Raw genomic sequence first — 15,420 nt, forward strand, 5'->3', positions numbered from 1 at the left:
TCCGCGGGCCATGTCGGTCGCCACCACGGCGGAACTCAGAAGAAGGTCAGGCCCACCTGGAACAGGCGCTCGGCATCGCGGATGTACTTCTTGTCCACGAGGAACAGGATCACGTGGTCCCCTGATTCGATCACGGTGTCGTCGTGGGCGATCAGCACTTCCTCGTCGCGGATGATGGCGCCGATGGTGGTGCCCGGCGGCAGGGCGATGTCCTCGATCATCTTGCCCACCACCTTGCTCGACTTGGCGTCGCCATGGGCGATGGCTTCGATGGCCTCGGCCGCGCCGCGGCGCAGGGAGTGCACGCTGACGATGTCGCCGCGGCGCACGTGGGTCAGCAGGGTGCCGATGGTGGCCAGCTGAGGGCTGATGGCGATGTCGATGTCGCCGCCCTGCACCAGGTCCACGTAGGCCGGGTTGTTGATGATGGTCATCACCTTGCGCGCGCCCAGGCGCTTGGCCAGCAGCGAGGACATGATGTTGGCCTCGTCGTCGTTGGTCAGGGCGAGGAAGATGTCCGCGTCGTTGATGTTCTCCTCCACCAGCAGGTCGCGGTCGGAGGCACTGCCCTGCAGGACGACGGTGCTGTCCAGGGTCTCCGAGAGGTGCCGGCAGCGCGCCGGGTTCATCTCGATGATCTTCACCTGGTAGCGGCTCTCGATGGCTTCGGCCAGGCGCTCGCCGATATGGCCACCGCCGGCGATCACCACCCGCTTGTAGTTGTCCTCCAGTCGCCGCAGTTCGCTCATCACCGCGCGGATGTGGGCCTTGGCGGCGATGAAGAAGACTTCGTCGTCGGCCTCGATCACGGTGTCGCCCTTGGGAATGATCGGCCGGTTGCGGCGGAAGATAGCCGCCACGCGGGTGTCGACGTTCGGCATGTGCTGACGGATCTGGCGCAGTTCCTGGCCCACCAGCGGGCCGCCGTAGTAGGCCTTGACCCCCACTAGCTGGGCCTTGCCCTCGGCGAAGTCGATCACCTGCAGGGCGCCGGGGTACTCGATCAGGCGCTTGATGTAGTTGGTCACCACCTGTTCCGGGCTGATCAGCACGTCCACCGGGATGGCCTCGTTGTCGAACAGGCCGGCGCGGGTCAGGTAGGCCGCCTCGCGAACCCGGGCGATCTTGGTGGGGGTGTGGAACAGGGTGTAGGCCACCTGGCAGGCGACCATGTTCACCTCGTCGCTGTTGGTCACCGCGACCAGCATGTCGGCGTCGTCGGCGCCGGCCTGGCGCAGCACGGTGGGGAAGGAGCCACGGCCGTGCACGGTACGGATGTCGAGGCGGTCGCCGAGGTCGCGCAGGCGGTCGCCGTCGGTATCGACCACTGTGATGTCGTTGGCTTCGCCCGAGAGGTGTTCGGCCAGGGTGCCCCCCACTTGGCCGGCGCCGAGAATGATGATCTTCACTGCTAGCTCCGTTAGCCGCGCGCTGAGGCGGCGATCTTGATCAGCTTGGCATAGTAGAAACCGTCATGACCGTCTTCGCGGGCCAGCAGCTGGCGGCCATGGGGTTGTTTCAATCCGTAGGGGCCGGGGATGTCCAGCTCGCGGGCGCCAGGCGTGCGGGCGAGGAAGGCGGCGATGTTGTCGCTGTTTTCCTGTGGCAGGGTCGAGCAGGTGGCGTAGAGCAGCACGCCGCCCACCTCCAGCGTCGGCCAGAGGGCGTCCAGCAGCTCGCCCTGAAGCTGCGCCAGGGCGGGGATGTCCTCTTCCTTGCGGGTCAGCTTGATGTCCGGGTGGCGGCGGATCACGCCGGTGGCCGAGCAGGGCGCATCGAGCAGGATGCGCTGGAAGGGCTTGCGGTCCCACCAGGCGCCCGTGTCTCGGCCGTCGGCGGCGATCAGGGTGGCCTGCAACTGCAGCCGTGCCAGGTTCTCGCGCACGCGCGCCAGCCGGCTTTCTTCCAAGTCGACGGCCACCACCTCGGCGAGGCCCGGTTCGGCCTCCAGCAGGTGGCAGGTCTTGCCGCCGGGGGCGCAGCAGGCGTCCAGCACGCGCTGGCCGGGAGCGAGTTCGAGCAGGTCCGCGGCCAGCTGCGCGGCCTCGTCCTGCACGCTGACGCGGCCTTCGGCGAAGCCGGGCAGCATCTTCACATCGCAGGCTTCATCGAGGCGGATGCCGTCGCGGCTGAAGCTGCAGGCTTCGGCGCCGATGCCGGCCTGCTCCAGCTCGGCCAGGTAGGCATCGCGGCTGCCATGGCGGCGGTTGACCCGCAGGATCAGCGGCGGATGCGCGTTGTTCGCCGCACACACCGCCTCCCAGTGCTCCGGCCAGCTGGCCTTGAGTGCCTTCTGCAGCCAGCGCGGATGTGCGGTGCGGGCGGCCGGGTCGCGTTCCAGCTCGGCGAAGATGGCTTCGCCCTGGCGCTGGGCGTTGCGCAGCACGGCATTGAGCAGGCCCTTGGCCCAGGGTTTCTTCAGCTTGTCCGCGCAGCCGACGGTCTCGCCGATGGCGGCGTGGGCGGGAATACGAGTATGGAAAAGCTGGTACAGGCCGACCAGCAGCAGGGCTTCCACGTCCTTGTCGGCGGCCTTGAACGGCTTCTGCAGCAGGCGATCGGCCAGGGCGGCGAGACGTGGTTGCCAACGGGCGGCGCCGAAGGCAAGGTCCTGGGCCAGGGCGCGGTCGCGGGGCTCCACCTTGTCCAGCTGTGGCGGCAGGCTGCTACCCAGGGAGGCCTTGCCGGACAGGACCGTGGCGAGGGCGCGGGCGGCGGCGAGACGCGGGTTCATGCGCCCAGCACCTTGCCCACGGCGAACTGCTCGCGGCGGCTGTTGTAGAGGTCGGCGAAGTTCAGCGGCTTGCCGCCGGGCAGCTGCAGGCGGGTGAGCAGCAGGGCGCCCTCGCCACAGGCGACGGTCAGGCCGTCCTTGCTGGCGGCGAGGATCTGTCCGGGCACACCCTGGCCTTCACCGAGGGTGGCGGCCAGCACTTTCAAGGGCTCGCCATCGAGGCTGCTATGGCAGATCGGCCAGGGGTTGAAGGCGCGCACCAGGCGTTCCAGCTCAACCGCCGGGCGGCTCCAGTCGATCCGCGCTTCGTCCTTGTTCAGCTTGTGGGCGTAGTTGGCCAGGGCATCGTCCTGCACCTCGCCTTTGAGCGTGCCGGCGGCCAGGCCTTCGATGGCTTGCAGCACGGCCTGCGGGCCGAGCTGGGCGAGGCGGTCGTGCAGGCTGCCGCCGGTGTCGGAGGCCGCGATCGGCGTGGTGACCTTGAGCAGCATGGGGCCGGTATCCAGGCCCGCTTCCATCTGCATCACGGTGACGCCGCTCTCCGCGTCACCCGCCTGCACCGCGCGCTGGATCGGCGCGGCGCCGCGCCAGCGCGGCAGCAACGAGGCGTGGCTGTTGATGCAGCCGAGGCGCGGGGTGTCGAGCACTACCTGCGGCAGGATCAGGCCGTAGGCCACCACCACCATCAGGTCCGCGCCCAGGGCCTTGAGTTCGGCCTGGGCCGCGAGATCACGCAGAGTCGGCGGCTGCAGCACCGGGATGCCGTGCTCCACGGCCAGTTGCTTGACCGGGCTCGGCATCAGCTTCTGGCCACGGCCGGCCGGGCGGTCCGGCTGCGTGTAGACGGCGACTATCTGGTGAGGGGAATCGAGCAGGGCTTTGAGGTGCTCGGCGGCGAACTCCGGGGTGCCGGCGAAGACGAGGCGCAAAGGCTGGGTCATGGCTACTCGCTAAAAGAAAAAGGCTTGCCGGAGCAAGCCTTTGGAGATCGGGGATCAAGCGTGCTGGCGGTGCTGCTTTTCCAGCTTCTTCTTGATGCGGTCGCGCTTGAGGGACGACAGGTAGTCGACGAAGAGCTTGCCGTTGAGGTGGTCGCACTCGTGCTGGATACACACGGCGAGCAGGCCTTCTGCGATCAGCTCGAAGGGCTGGCCGTCGCGGTCCAGGGCCTTGATCTTCACCTTCTGCGGGCGGTCGACGTTCTCGTAGAAGCCCGGTACCGAAAGGCAGCCTTCCTGGTACTGGTCCATCTCGTCGGTGAGGGATTCGAACTCGGGGTTGATGTAGACCCGCGGCTCGGACTTGTCTTCCGACAGGTCCATTACCACCACGCGCTTGTGCACATTCACCTGGGTGGCGGCCAGGCCGATGCCCGGCGCGGCGTACATGGTTTCGAACATGTCGTCGATCAGCTTGCGCACGGAATCGTCCACCACCTCCACCGGTTTGGCGATGGTGCGAAGCCGCGGATCGGGGAATTCGAGAATGTTCAGTATCGCCATATGCGTTTGTGATGCACTTGTGGAATAAAGTAAAAATCCGCTGCTAAGATGATGAGCAGCATCGAAAAACGGCTACAGAGCCCGGTTGGGGCGGCTCTCAGGGCGTTTCATGTGAATGGACATAATAAAGGGATTCACCGCATGAGGAAATCACTACTCGCCCTGCTGCTCCTGGCTGCCAGTGGCCTGACCCAGGCTGCGGTGGAACTCAGGGAGGGGCATCCGGAGCGCTATACGGTGGTCCGTGGCGACACGCTCTGGGATATTTCAGGCAAGTTCCTGAGCAAGCCCTGGAAATGGCCGGAAATCTGGCACGCCAACCCGCAGATCGAAAACCCGCACCTGATCTATCCGGGTGATGTCCTCAGTCTGGTCTACATCGACGGCCAGCCGCGCCTGGTGCTCAACCGCGGTGCTTCCCGCGGCACCGTCAAGCTCTCTCCCCAGATGCGCAGCACGCCCATGGCCGAAGCCATCCCGGCCATCCCGCTGGAAGCCATCAACAGCTTCCTGCTGTCCAACCGCATCATCGACGACCCCAAGGAGTTCGAAGCCGCTCCTTATATAGTCGCCGGCGATGCCGAGCGCGTGGTCAGCGGTGCCGGTGACCGCGTCTACGCCCGCGGCAGCTTCTCCGAGGAGCAGCCGGCCTACGGCATCTTCCGCCAGGGCAAGAGCTACATCGATCCGGAAACCAAGGAGTTCCTCGGCATCAACGCCGACGATATCGGTGGCGGCGAGATGGTCGCCGACGAAGGTGACATCGCCACCCTGCAGCTGACCCGCTCCACCCAGGAAGTCCGCCTCGGCGACCGGCTGTTCCCCACCGAGGAACGCGCGATCAATTCCACCTTCATGCCCAGCGCGCCTGCTGGCGACGTCAACGGTGTGATCCTCGATGTGCCGCGCGGCGTGACCCAGATCGGCCAGTTCGACGTGGTCACCATCAACAAGGGCAAGCGCGACGGCCTGGTGGAAGGCAACGTGCTGGCGGTCTTCAAGACCGGCGAAACCGTGCGCGACCGGATCACCGATGAATCCATCAAGATCCCGGACGAGCGCGCCGGCTTGCTGATGGTGTTCCGCACCTACGACAAGCTCAGTTACGGCCTGATCCTCGCCGCCTCCCGCCAGTTGGCGGTGATGGACAAGGTACACAACCCGTAACACCTCCAAGCCCCCGCCCCGCGGGGGCTTGTTGTATTGATGGCGGTCCTGCCGCGGCGCGCGGCGCGATCAAGGACCGATCGACATGCCAACAATCTCCCCTGCCGAGCTGGAAGCTCGCCTGCGTCTGCATCTGCTTCCCGAACTCGGCCCGGCCCGATTCCACCGCCTGCTGGAAGCCTTCGGCAGCGCCTCTGCCGCCCTCAGCGCACCAGCTTCCGCCTGGCGTTCCCTGGGGCTGCCGCAAGCCTCCGCTGACCCGCGGCGCAGCCCACAGATCCGCGACGCCGCCGCCAACGCCCTGGCCTGGCTGGAGCGGCCCGGTCACCGCCTGCTGTGCTGGGACGACCCCACCTACCCCGCCCTGCTTGGCGAACTGGCCGGTGCCCCGCCGCTGCTGTTCGTCGCCGGAGATCCCGCGCTGCTGGAGCGGCCGCAGCTGGCCATGGTGGGCAGCCGCCGCGCATCGGCCGCCGGCCTGGACACCGCACGCGCCTTCGCCCGCAGCCTGGCCGGCGGCGGCTTCGTGATCACCAGCGGCCTGGCCCTGGGCATCGACGGCGCTGCCCACCAGGGCGCGCTGGATGTGGGCGGCAAGACGGTGGCGGTGCTCGGCACCGGCCTCGAGCGCGTCTACCCGAATCGTCACCGCAGCCTGGCCGCGCGAATCGTCGACGAAGGCGGCACCCTGGTCTCCGAGCTGCCGCTGGACTGTCCACCGCACCCCGGTAATTTCCCGCGGCGCAATCGCATCATCAGCGGCCTTTCCCTCGGCGTGCTGGTGGTGGAGGCCAGCCCCTCCAGCGGATCCCTGATCACCGCGCGCCTGGCCGCAGAGCAGGGTCGCGAGGTCTATGCCATTCCCGGTTCCATCCACCATCCGGGGGCCCGCGGCTGTCACCAGCTGATCCGCGAAGGCGCCACGCTGGTGGAGAAGGTGGAAGACATTCTCGAAGCCCTGCGCGGCTGGCAGGCCGTGGCCTCCGCTTCGCGGGTCGACACCCCGGCACCGGTCTCCCATCCGCTGTTGGACCTGCTGCGCGCAGCCCCCTACAGCAGCGAAGGCCTGGCCGCCGCCAGCGGCTGGGAGCTGCCGCGTATCCTGGCCGAACTCACCGACCTCGAACTGCAGGGCCTGATTGCCCGCGACGCTGGCTGCTGGGTGCATCGCTCCGGTTGAGCCTTGTACACTTTGCCGAACTGGTTTGCGGGAGTGGGTGATGGTCAGCAATTGGCGAGTGCAGCGAGTGGCGCGGATCGTGCGTGAGGGCGGGGTGATTGCCTATCCCACCGAGGCGGTCTGGGGCCTGGGCTGCGATCCCTGGAACGAGGACGCGGTGTATCGCCTGCTGGCGCTCAAGGAGCGTCCCGTGGAGAAGGGCCTGATCCTGGTGGCGGACAATATTCGCCAGTTCGACTTCCTCCTCGAAGGCCTGCCGGATGCCTGGCTCGACCGCCTCGCCAGCACCTGGCCGGGGCCCAACACCTGGCTGGTGCCGCACCAGGACCTGTTGCCGGAATGGGTCACCGGCCAGCACGAGAGCGTCGCCCTGCGCGTCAGTGACCACCCGCTGGTGCGCGACCTCTGCGCCCTAACCGGGCCTCTGGTGTCCACCTCCGCCAATCCTTCCGGCCGTCCCGCCGCCTATTCGCGACTGCGGGTGCAGCAGTACTTCGGCGATGAGCTGGACGCGGTGCTGGGAGGCGCCCTTGGCGGGCGCCGCAATCCCAGCGTGATCCGCGACCTGGTCAGCGGCAGGGTCCTCAGGGGATAAGCACGGTCGACCCGGTGGTCTGGCGGCTGGCCAGGGCGGTATGCGCCTTGGCCGCGTCGGCCAGGGCGAAGCGCTGCTTGATCTCCACCTTGATGCGGCCGTCGGCGATCAGCCCGAACAGCTCGTCGGCCATGGCCTGCAGGCGCTCCGGCGTATTCGCGTAGCCGAACAGGGTGGGACGGGTGACGTAGAGCGAACCCTTCTGCGCCAGTATCCCCAGGTTGACCCCGCTCACCGGCCCCGAGGCATTGCCGAAGCTGACCAGCAGGCCGCGCGGCGCGACGCAGTCGAGGGAGATCTCCCAGGTGTCCTTGCCCACCGAGTCATAGACCACCGGGCACTTGGCCCCGCCGGTCAGTTCCTGCACCCGCTGCACTACGTTCTCGACGCTGTAGTCAATGGTCGCCCAGGCGCCGTTGGCCTTGGCCAGCTCGGCCTTCTCGGCCGAGCTGACAGTGCCGATCAGCTTTACTCCCAGGGCCTTTGCCCACTGGCAGGCGATCAGGCCGACACCGCCGGCGGCGGCGTGGAAGAGGATGGTCTCGCTACCTTGCAGCGGAAAGGTCTGGCGCAGCAGGTACTGCACCGTCAGGCCCTTGAGCATCACCGCCGCGGCCTGTTCGAAGCTGATGCTGTCCGGCAGCCGCACCAGCTTGTCCGCCGGCAGCACGTGCATTTCGCTGTAGGCGCCCAGCGGGCCGGTGGCATAGGCGACGCGGTCGCCCACCTTGAACTGGCTCACCGCGCTGCCCACTGCCTCCACATCGCCCGCGCCTTCGGTGCCCAGGCTGGTGGGAAAGGCCGGCGCGGGATAGAGGCCGCTGCGGTAGTAGGTGTCGATGAAGTTCAGGCCGATGGCGCGGTTGCGCACGCGCACCTCCTGAGGCCCTGGCTCGGCCGGCTGGTACTCCGCGTACTCGAGAACTTCCGGACCGCCATAGGCGGAGAACTGGATGCGTTTGGCCATGCTTGCAACCTCCTTGGTCGGAAAAGCCCCCATCCAACGCCTCGCCTTGACTCCCGTCAAGCCACCGGTGGCCCTGGGCGGTGGTATGCTTGCCTGCTCATTTTTCCGCCACCCTACCCCGCTTCCAAGGTTGACGACGTGACTGACCGTATCGAGGCCGTGAAGGCCTACCTGCTCGATCTGCAAGACCGCATCTGCACGGCCCTGGCGGCCGAAGACGGCAAGGCCGATTTCTTCGAGGACGCTTGGGTCCGCCCCGCCGGCGGTGGCGGCCGCACCCGGGTGATCGAGAACGGCGCACTGATCGAAAAGGGCGGCGTGAACTTCTCCCATGTCTTCGGTTCCAGCCTGCCGCCGTCGGCCAGTGCCCACCGCCCCGAGCTGGCCGGACGCGGCTTCCAGGCCCTCGGCGTGTCGCTGGTGATCCACCCGGAAAATCCCCACGTGCCCACCTCCCACGCCAACGTGCGCTTCTTCTGTGCGGAGAAGGAAGGCGAGGAGCCGGTCTGGTGGTTCGGCGGCGGTTTCGACCTGACCCCCTACTACGCCGTGGAAGAAGACTGCGTGCACTGGCACAAGGTGGCCCGCGACGCTTGCGCGCCTTTCGGCGAGGATGTCTACCCGCGCTACAAGGAATGGTGCGACCGCTACTTCCACCTCAAGCATCGCAATGAGCCGCGCGGCATTGGCGGCCTGTTCTTCGACGACCTCAACCAGTGGGACTTCGACACCAGCTTCGCCTTCATGCGCGCCATCGGCGACGCCTACCTGGAGGCCTACCTGCCGATTCTGAAAAAGCGCAAGGACACGCCCTTCACCGAGCAGCAGCGCGAGTTCCAGGCCTTCCGCCGTGGCCGCTACGTGGAGTTCAACCTGGTGTTCGACCGCGGCACCCTGTTCGGTTTGCAGTCGGGCGGGCGTACCGAGTCCATCCTCATGTCCCTGCCGCCCCAGGTGCGCTGGGGTTATGACTGGAAACCGGAGCCCGGCAGCGAGGAGGCGCGCCTCACTGAGTACTTCCTCCAGGACCGCGACTGGCTGAAGGAGGCGGGACTCTGATGGACAGCTACTGCGTCTTCGGCAATCCCATCGGCCACAGCAAGTCGCCGCTGATCCACCGCTTGTTCGCCGAACAGACTGGCCAGCAGCTCACCTACGAAGCCGTGCTGGCGCCGCTGGACGACTTCACCGGCTGTGCGCGGCAGTTCTTCGCAACGGGCAAGGGTGGCAATGTCACCGTGCCCTTCAAGGAGCAGGCCTATCAATTGGCCGCCAGCCTCAGCCCGAGAGCGCAACGGGCCGGCGCAGTGAACACCCTGAAGAAGCTCGACGATGGCAGCTTGCTCGGTGACAACACCGACGGTGCCGGCCTGGTGCGCGACCTGGTCCGCAATGCCGGACTGTCCCTGGCCGGCAAGCGCATCCTGCTGCTGGGTGCCGGTGGCGCCGCCCGTGGGGTGATCGAGCCGCTGCTGGCTGCAAGGCCTGCGGCCCTGGTCATCGCCAACCGCACCGTGGAAAAAGCCGAGGCCCTGGCCCAACTCTTCGCCGACCTGGGGCCGGTATCCGCCAGCGGTTTCGACTGGCTGGAAGAGCCGGTGGACCTGATCATCAACGGCACCTCGGCGAGCCTCGCCGGCGACCTGCCGCCCATCTCGCCGAGCCTGATCAGGCCGGGCTACACCGTCTGCTACGACATGATGTACGGCAAGGGGATGACCGCCTTTAATCGCTGGGCCTCCGAGCACGGCGCCGCGCGCACCCTCGACGGCCTGGGCATGCTGGTGGAACAAGCCGCCGAAGCCTTCCTGCTCTGGCGTGGCGTACTGCCCGATAGCGCGCCGGTACTGGCCGAACTGCGTCGGCAACTCGCTCAGGGCTGACCGCCGGCGCGAGCGTTGGCTGAGACTTTGTAGGATGGGTGGAGCCTGCGATACCCATCGGATTTTGCGCAGCAGCATGGGTATCGCTCCGCTCCACCCATCCTACAAGAAGCAGGCCCACCTCCTCCTTCGGTTCACCTCTCGATCAGCAGGCTGCTGCTTTCATCTTCGAGCTTGCGCAGCTCCCGCTCCACCTGGGGCCTGGCGCGGCGCAGCACCAGGCTGCGACCTTCCCCGTCCAGGCGCCGTGCCTCCTCGTGGAGCATGCTCACCCCGGCGTAGTCGATGAAGTTCACATGGTGGGCGTCCAGCACCAGGCGCCCGGCGCGGCTGCGCTGGATCAGCTTCTGCAGGTAAGGGCAGGCGCCGAAGAAGATCGACCCCTCGATGCGCAGCACCTCGTCCTCGCCCTCCCTGCCCTGCAGCACCCGCGGCTGCGAGGTGCGCTTGAGGTAAAAGAACAGTGACGCCAGTACCCCGGCGTAGATGGCCGTCTGCAGCTCCAGCAGCAGGGTGGCGGCGCAGGTCAGCGCCATCACCGCGAACTCCGCCCGGCTGACCCGCCAGAGCGTGCGGACACTGCGCATATCCAGCAGCCCCCAGCAGATCAGCAGGATGCTTGCGGCCATCGCCGGTAGCGGGATCAGCGCGATCAGCCGGGCGCCGAGCACGGCGAACAGTGCCACCCAGAGTGCCGAGAACACGCCTGCCAGCGGCGATTGCGCGCCGGCTTGCAGGTTAAGCCCGGAGCGTGTGAAGGAGCCCGCCGAGAGGTAGCCGGAGAACCAGGCGCCGACCAGGTTGGACAGCCCCTGGGCGCGGGTTTCCTGGTTGGCGTCCAGCATCTGCCCCGATTGGCTGGCGAGGGCGCGGGCGATGGACAGGCTGGTGACCAGCCCGAGCAGGCCGCAGGCCACGGCCGAGGGCAGCAGGCGCAGTACGTCTTCGGCATCGAAGCGGATCAAGGCAAGCGGGGGCAGGTTGCCGCTGAAGGGCTGGACCCGCTCGACGCCGGCAAACGCCCCGGGCAGCGCCGCCACCAGCAGGCTACCGCCGGCTATGCCGATCAACAGCGCGGGCAGGCGCGGCCACAGGCAGCGCACCAGGATCGACAGGCCCAGGGTAACGGTGGCTACCAGCAGCGAAGGCCCGTGCACTTCGCGTACATGCCCGGCCAACTGCAGCGCACTCTGCCAGGCGGTGGCACGCCCTTCCAGGTTGGCGAGGCCGAGCAGGTTGGGCACTTGCCCGAGGGCGATCACCAGCGCCGCGCCCAGGGTAAAGCCAAGCACCACCGACTGGGACACGAAGTTGGCCAGGGAACCAAAGCGCAGCGCGCCCACCAGCCACTGAAAGGCCCCGACGAGGATGGTCAGCAGCAGCACCAGGCTGACGTAGTCCTGGCTGCCGGGCAGCGCCAGCGGACTGACGGTGGCGAAGAGCACCACGGAGATGGCCGCCGTCGGACCGCAGATCAGATGCTGCGATGAACCCCAGAGGCAGGCGATGATCACCGGCACCACCGCGGCATAGAGCCCATACTCCGCCGGCAATCCGGCGATCAGCGCATAGGCGATGGATTGCGGCAGGGCGAGGATCGCGCCGGTCAGTCCCACCAGCGCGTCGCGGCCGAGGCCGCGCGGCCGGGTGGAAGGCAGCCAGCGCAGGAAGGGGAAGAGGTTGGGGAGATTCATCGTGGGCCTGGCGGTGGAGCTGTTATTGCCCCCATAGGGATATGACCCTTCGGAGTAGATCCTTCAGAGCTTCGCCTTCACTGCCGCCGGGCCATCGCCGCCTTCACGGGTGGTGACACCCCGCAGCCAGCCATCGACCACCGCCGGGTTGGCCTTGAGCCAGGCCTTGATCGCCGCGTCGTTGTTGGCGTTGTCGTTGAGCACCTGGTTCATGATCGCGTTCTCCATCTCCTGGGTGAACTGCAGGTTGGCCAGCAGCTTGCCCACGTTCGGGCACTGCTGGGCATAACCCTTGCGGGCCAGGGTGTTCACGCTGCCACTTTCACCGAAGTACTTCTCGCCGCCCTTGAGGTAGGCCATGTCGTACTGCACGTTCATCGGATGCGGGGTCCAACCGAGGAAGACCACGAACTGATTGCGCTTCACGGCCCTGCCCACCTGCACCAGCATCGCCTGCTCGCTGGACTCCACCAGCGTCCAGTCGCCCAGGCCGAATTCGTCGCTGGCGATCATCTTCCGGATCGACTCGTTGGCCGGCGAGCCGGAGGCGATGCCGTAGAGCTTCTTGTCGAACTTGTCGGCGTACTTGTCCAGGTCGGCGAAGGTCTTCACCCCGGCGTCGAAGACATAGCGCGGCACGGCGAGGGTGTATTCGGTGCCGCTGAGGTTTTGCGCCACCTTGTCGACGCTGCCGGCGGCGACGAACTTGTCGTAGTTGCTCTGCTGCGCCGGCATCCAGTTGCCGAGGAAGGCATCGATCTGGCCCTTGTGCAGGCCGGCGAAGATGATGGGCACGGCCAGGGTCGGAGTTTCGGTGCGATAGCCCAGCCCGTCCAGCAGGAAGCGCGCCACGCCGTTGGTCACGGCGATATCGCTCCAGCCCGGATCACCCAGCTTCACCGTTGCGCAATTGGCTTCTTCGGCCTGGGCGTTGAACGCCATGCCGGTCAGCAGCACGCCGCCGGCAAGCACTGCATTGATCGTCTTCATGCCTTGGTTCCTCCGAGTGATTGTGTGTCCGTAGGAGCGAGCTTGCTCGCGAAAGCCTTGGTGCGGCCCTGTTCGCCAGCTGAGCTGGCTCCTACACGCTTCTTCAGGGTTGGGGGAAGCGCGCGCGGCGCTCCAGGTCGTCCAGGTCGATATGGTTGCGCATGTACTGCTCGCTGGCGTCGACGAAAGGCTGGTGGTCCCAGCTTTTCAGCTTGCCCTGGGTCAGGGCGTCGGCGACGAAGCGGCGGCGGCGCTGGCTGGCCAGGGTCGCCTGGTGGATGGCGGGGATGTCCCAACGTGTCCGGGCTTCGGTCAGGAAGGCCTCCAGCAATGCCTGGTGGTCGGCGGAGCCGGCGAGGTTCTCCAGCTCCCGGGGGTCGTTCTCCAGGTCGAACAGCAGGCAGGGGTCCTGCTGCGAGTAGATGAACTTGTAGGGCCCGCGGCGGATCATCATCAGCGGGCTGGTGGTGCCTTCGGCCATGTATTCGCCCAGTACCTCGTCATGTCCTCCCGTACCTTGGAGGTGGGGCAACAGGGAGCGGCCATCCAGCGGCAGGCTGGCGTCCAGCTCGCCACCGGCCAGCTCCACCAGGGTAGGCAGCAGGTCGACGGTGGAGACGGAGGCCTTTACCCGTGCGGCGGCGAAGCGCGCCGGGGCGTGCACCAGCAGCGGGACGCGGGCGGCCATTTCGAACCAGTGCATCTTGTACCAGAGGCCGCGCTCGCCAAGCATGTCGCCGTGGTCGCCGGAGAAGACGATGATGGTGTCCTGGTCCAGGCCGCAGTCGGCCAGGGTCTTGCGCAGGCGGCCGACCTGTTCGTCGACGTAACTGCAGGCGCCGTAGTAGGCACGGCGGGCGTCACGGACCTTGTGTTCGGGCAGCGGCTTGCCCCATAGGTCGATGACCTTGAGCAGCCGTTGGGAGTGTGGGTCCTGTTCGGCATCGGAGAAGTGCACGTGCGGCTGCTCGATGTCTTCCTCGCGGTACAGGTTCCAGTACTCCTCGGGGATGGTGTAGGGATCGTGGGGGTGGGTCAGCGACACCGTCAGGCAGAAAGGCTGTTCGGGATGTTCGCGTACATGGTCGTAGAGGTATTGGCGGGCCTTGAACACCACTTCCTCGTCGAAATCCAGCTGGTTGGTGCGCACGCAGGGGCCGGCCTGCAGTACCGAGGACATGTTGTGGTACCAGCTCGGGCGCACATCCGGCTCGTCCCAGTTCACCGCCCAGCCATAGTCGGCCGGGTAGATATCGCTGGTCAGGCGCTCCTCGTAGCCGTGCAACTGGTCCGGGCCGCAGAAGTGCATCTTGCCGGACAGCGCGGTGCGGTAACCCAGGCGGCGCAGATGGTGGGCATAGGTGGGCACGTCGGCCGGGAAGTCGGCGGCGTTGTCATAGGCGCCAATCTTCGACGGCAGCTGGCCGCTCACCAGGGTGAAGCGCGAGGGCGCGCAGAGCGGGCTGTTGCAGTAGGCCGAATCGAAGACCACACCTTCGGCGGCCAGTTGTGAGAGGTGCGGCACCTTGATCGGCGAAGGGGCGTAGAAAGGCAGCAGTGGCGCGGCCATCTGGTCGGCCATGATGAAGAGGATGTTGGGGCGTTTCATCGTTCGCTTATCCATATCGTCGAATTATGCGAAAGTGCTGCGAGTGATGATCACGCCAGCCAAGGGCTCGGTAAACTGCACGGCGAAACATGACTCGGATAAGCATGGCTTATGGCAGAACTTTCTCCTGAACTTTCCCTGGACCTGCTGCGGGTATTCGAATCCGCCGCCCGCCACCTGAGCTTCACCGCCGCCGCGGTGGAGCTGGGCACCACCCAGCCTGCGGTGAGCCAGCAGATCCAGCGCCTGGAGAAACAGCTCGCCACCCGCCTGTTCGATCGCGTCTACCGGGGCATCGAACTCACCGACGCCGGCCGCCTGTTGTTTCTCCATGTGCAGGAGGGTTTGCAGGCCATAGGCGCGGGTCTGGAAGCCATAGGCTCGCGGCCGCAGCACGAGGTACTTCAGGTGGCCACCGATTTCGCCTTCGCCGCTTACTGGCTGATGCCACGCCTGCACCGCTTCCATGAGGCGAACCCGGATATCGACGTCAGCATCGTCACCAGTGACCGCACCATGAATATGCTGCGCTCCGAGGTGGACATCGCCATCGCCTTCGGCGACGGCCGCTTCAAGCACGGCGAAGCCCTGTTGCTGTTCCGCGAGGAGGTCTTCCCCATCTGCAGCCCGCGCCTGCTGGCCGGGCGCGACTACCCGTTGCCGGTGGCCGCCCTGGCGGAGCTGCCGCTGCTGCACCTGAAGCCCGAGGTGCGCACCCGCTGGTTCGACTGGAGCGCGTTGTTCCGCGAGCTGGGCATCGCCCAAGCGCCGGGCTCGGGCATGCTGCGCTTCGACAATTACACGCTGCTGATCCAGGCCGCCATCGCCGGCCAGGGCGTGGCCATCGGCTGGCGCTACCTGGTGGACGACCTGATCGACCAGGGCCTGCTGGTGCCCGTGCTGGGCACCAGCGTCAGCTCTGATTTCGGTTATTACCTGGTGCAGCCCGAACGCAAGCGTCGCGCGCGGTTGATGAAGTGCTTCGTCGACTGGCTCCTGCATGAGCTGGGTGACGAGGCCCGCCAGGCCCAGCTCATCAGGCATCGGGAAGCAATCGCCACCTGAGTCCCTGGCTTCGATTGCGCTGACGACATTGGCG

General features: G+C 66.8%; 14 protein-coding genes. 6 read left to right on the plus strand and 8 right to left on the minus strand.

Annotation, left to right across the window (positions count from 1 at the left end):
- Nucleotides 1-35: 35 nt before the first annotated feature.
- The 4 genes from trkA to def are packed head-to-tail and all read right to left on the minus strand — an operon-like array spanning nt 36 to nt 4,236.
- On the minus strand, nt 36-1,409 hold the full coding sequence (trkA, locus tag E8F11_RS27565) for a Trk system potassium transporter TrkA (RefSeq protein ID WP_280292090.1): 1,374 nt from the start codon (nt 1,407-1,409) through the stop codon (nt 36-38).
- An 11-nt stretch (nt 1,410-1,420) separates the two neighbouring features.
- A complete protein-coding gene (gene rsmB, locus E8F11_RS27570; RefSeq protein ID WP_280292091.1) occupies nt 1,421-2,734 on the minus strand; it encodes a 16S rRNA (cytosine(967)-C(5))-methyltransferase RsmB in 1,314 nt (437 codons plus the stop codon).
- Nucleotides 2,731-3,675, minus strand: coding sequence for a methionyl-tRNA formyltransferase (gene fmt, locus E8F11_RS27575; RefSeq protein WP_280292092.1), 945 nt, complete (start codon nt 3,673-3,675; stop codon nt 2,731-2,733). Before fmt ends, rsmB begins: the two co-directional genes overlap by 4 nt.
- Nucleotides 3,676-3,729: 54 nt before the next feature.
- Nucleotides 3,730-4,236, minus strand: coding sequence for a peptide deformylase (def, locus tag E8F11_RS27580; RefSeq protein ID WP_280292093.1), 507 nt, complete (start codon nt 4,234-4,236; stop codon nt 3,730-3,732).
- 141 nt (nt 4,237-4,377) lie between these two features.
- Between def and E8F11_RS27585 the strand changes: the two genes are divergently transcribed.
- The 3 genes from E8F11_RS27585 (at nt 4,378) to E8F11_RS27595 (ending at nt 7,178) form a co-directional block, all read left to right on the plus strand.
- Complete coding sequence (locus tag E8F11_RS27585) at nt 4,378-5,403, plus strand: LysM peptidoglycan-binding domain-containing protein (protein ID WP_280292094.1); 1,026 nt, start codon at nt 4,378-4,380, stop codon at nt 5,401-5,403.
- An 85-nt stretch (nt 5,404-5,488) separates the two neighbouring features.
- Complete coding sequence (dprA, locus tag E8F11_RS27590; protein WP_280292095.1) at nt 5,489-6,583, plus strand: DNA-processing protein DprA; 1,095 nt, start codon at nt 5,489-5,491, stop codon at nt 6,581-6,583.
- Between the two features lie 40 nt (nt 6,584-6,623).
- A complete protein-coding gene (locus tag E8F11_RS27595) occupies nt 6,624-7,178 on the plus strand; it encodes a Sua5/YciO/YrdC/YwlC family protein (protein ID WP_280292096.1) in 555 nt (184 codons plus the stop codon).
- Here the strand turns inward: E8F11_RS27595 and E8F11_RS27600 are convergent.
- Nucleotides 7,168-8,145: an NADPH:quinone reductase gene (locus E8F11_RS27600; RefSeq protein WP_280292097.1), complete on the minus strand. Its 978-nt coding sequence runs from the start codon at nt 8,143-8,145 to the stop codon at nt 7,168-7,170. The two genes, E8F11_RS27595 and E8F11_RS27600, sit on opposite strands and share 11 nt — an antisense overlap.
- A 138-nt stretch (nt 8,146-8,283) precedes the next feature.
- On the opposite strand from E8F11_RS27600, the gene hemF reads away from it, so the two are divergent.
- Both hemF and aroE read left to right on the plus strand, forming a co-directional pair.
- Nucleotides 8,284-9,204, plus strand: coding sequence for an oxygen-dependent coproporphyrinogen oxidase (gene hemF / locus E8F11_RS27605; RefSeq protein ID WP_280292098.1), 921 nt, complete (start codon nt 8,284-8,286; stop codon nt 9,202-9,204).
- A complete protein-coding gene (gene aroE / locus E8F11_RS27610; RefSeq protein ID WP_280292099.1) occupies nt 9,204-10,028 on the plus strand; it encodes a shikimate dehydrogenase in 825 nt (274 codons plus the stop codon). The genes hemF and aroE overlap by 1 nt, the downstream gene beginning before the upstream one ends.
- A 134-nt stretch (nt 10,029-10,162) precedes the next feature.
- Here the strand turns inward: aroE and E8F11_RS27615 are convergent, their stop codons facing one another.
- From E8F11_RS27615 to betC, 3 genes are all read right to left on the minus strand, one after another.
- Nucleotides 10,163-11,722, minus strand: coding sequence for a SulP family inorganic anion transporter (locus E8F11_RS27615; RefSeq protein WP_280292100.1), 1,560 nt, complete (start codon nt 11,720-11,722; stop codon nt 10,163-10,165).
- Nucleotides 11,723-11,785: 63 nt separating this feature from the next.
- The gene (gene choX, locus E8F11_RS27620; RefSeq protein ID WP_280292204.1) at nt 11,786-12,664 is read right to left on the minus strand and encodes a choline ABC transporter substrate-binding protein; all 879 of its coding nucleotides are present in this window, start codon (nt 12,662-12,664) and stop codon (nt 11,786-11,788) included.
- A gap of 151 nt (nt 12,665-12,815) precedes the next feature.
- Nucleotides 12,816-14,321 (minus strand): choline-sulfatase, encoded by a 1,506-nt coding sequence (betC, locus tag E8F11_RS27625; protein ID WP_280292101.1) that lies wholly within the window; start codon nt 14,319-14,321, stop codon nt 12,816-12,818.
- Nucleotides 14,322-14,432: 111 nt separating this feature from the next.
- Here betC and E8F11_RS27630 point away from each other — a divergent pair, with 111 nt between their 5' ends.
- Entirely contained in the window at nt 14,433-15,386 is a 954-nt protein-coding gene (locus E8F11_RS27630) for a LysR family transcriptional regulator (protein ID WP_280292102.1), read from the plus strand.
- Nucleotides 15,387-15,420: the final 34 nt, after the last annotated feature.

Origin of the sequence: Pseudomonas sp. BN417, from assembly GCF_029871205.1 — a bacterium.
Classification (GTDB): domain Bacteria; phylum Pseudomonadota; class Gammaproteobacteria; order Pseudomonadales; family Pseudomonadaceae; genus Metapseudomonas.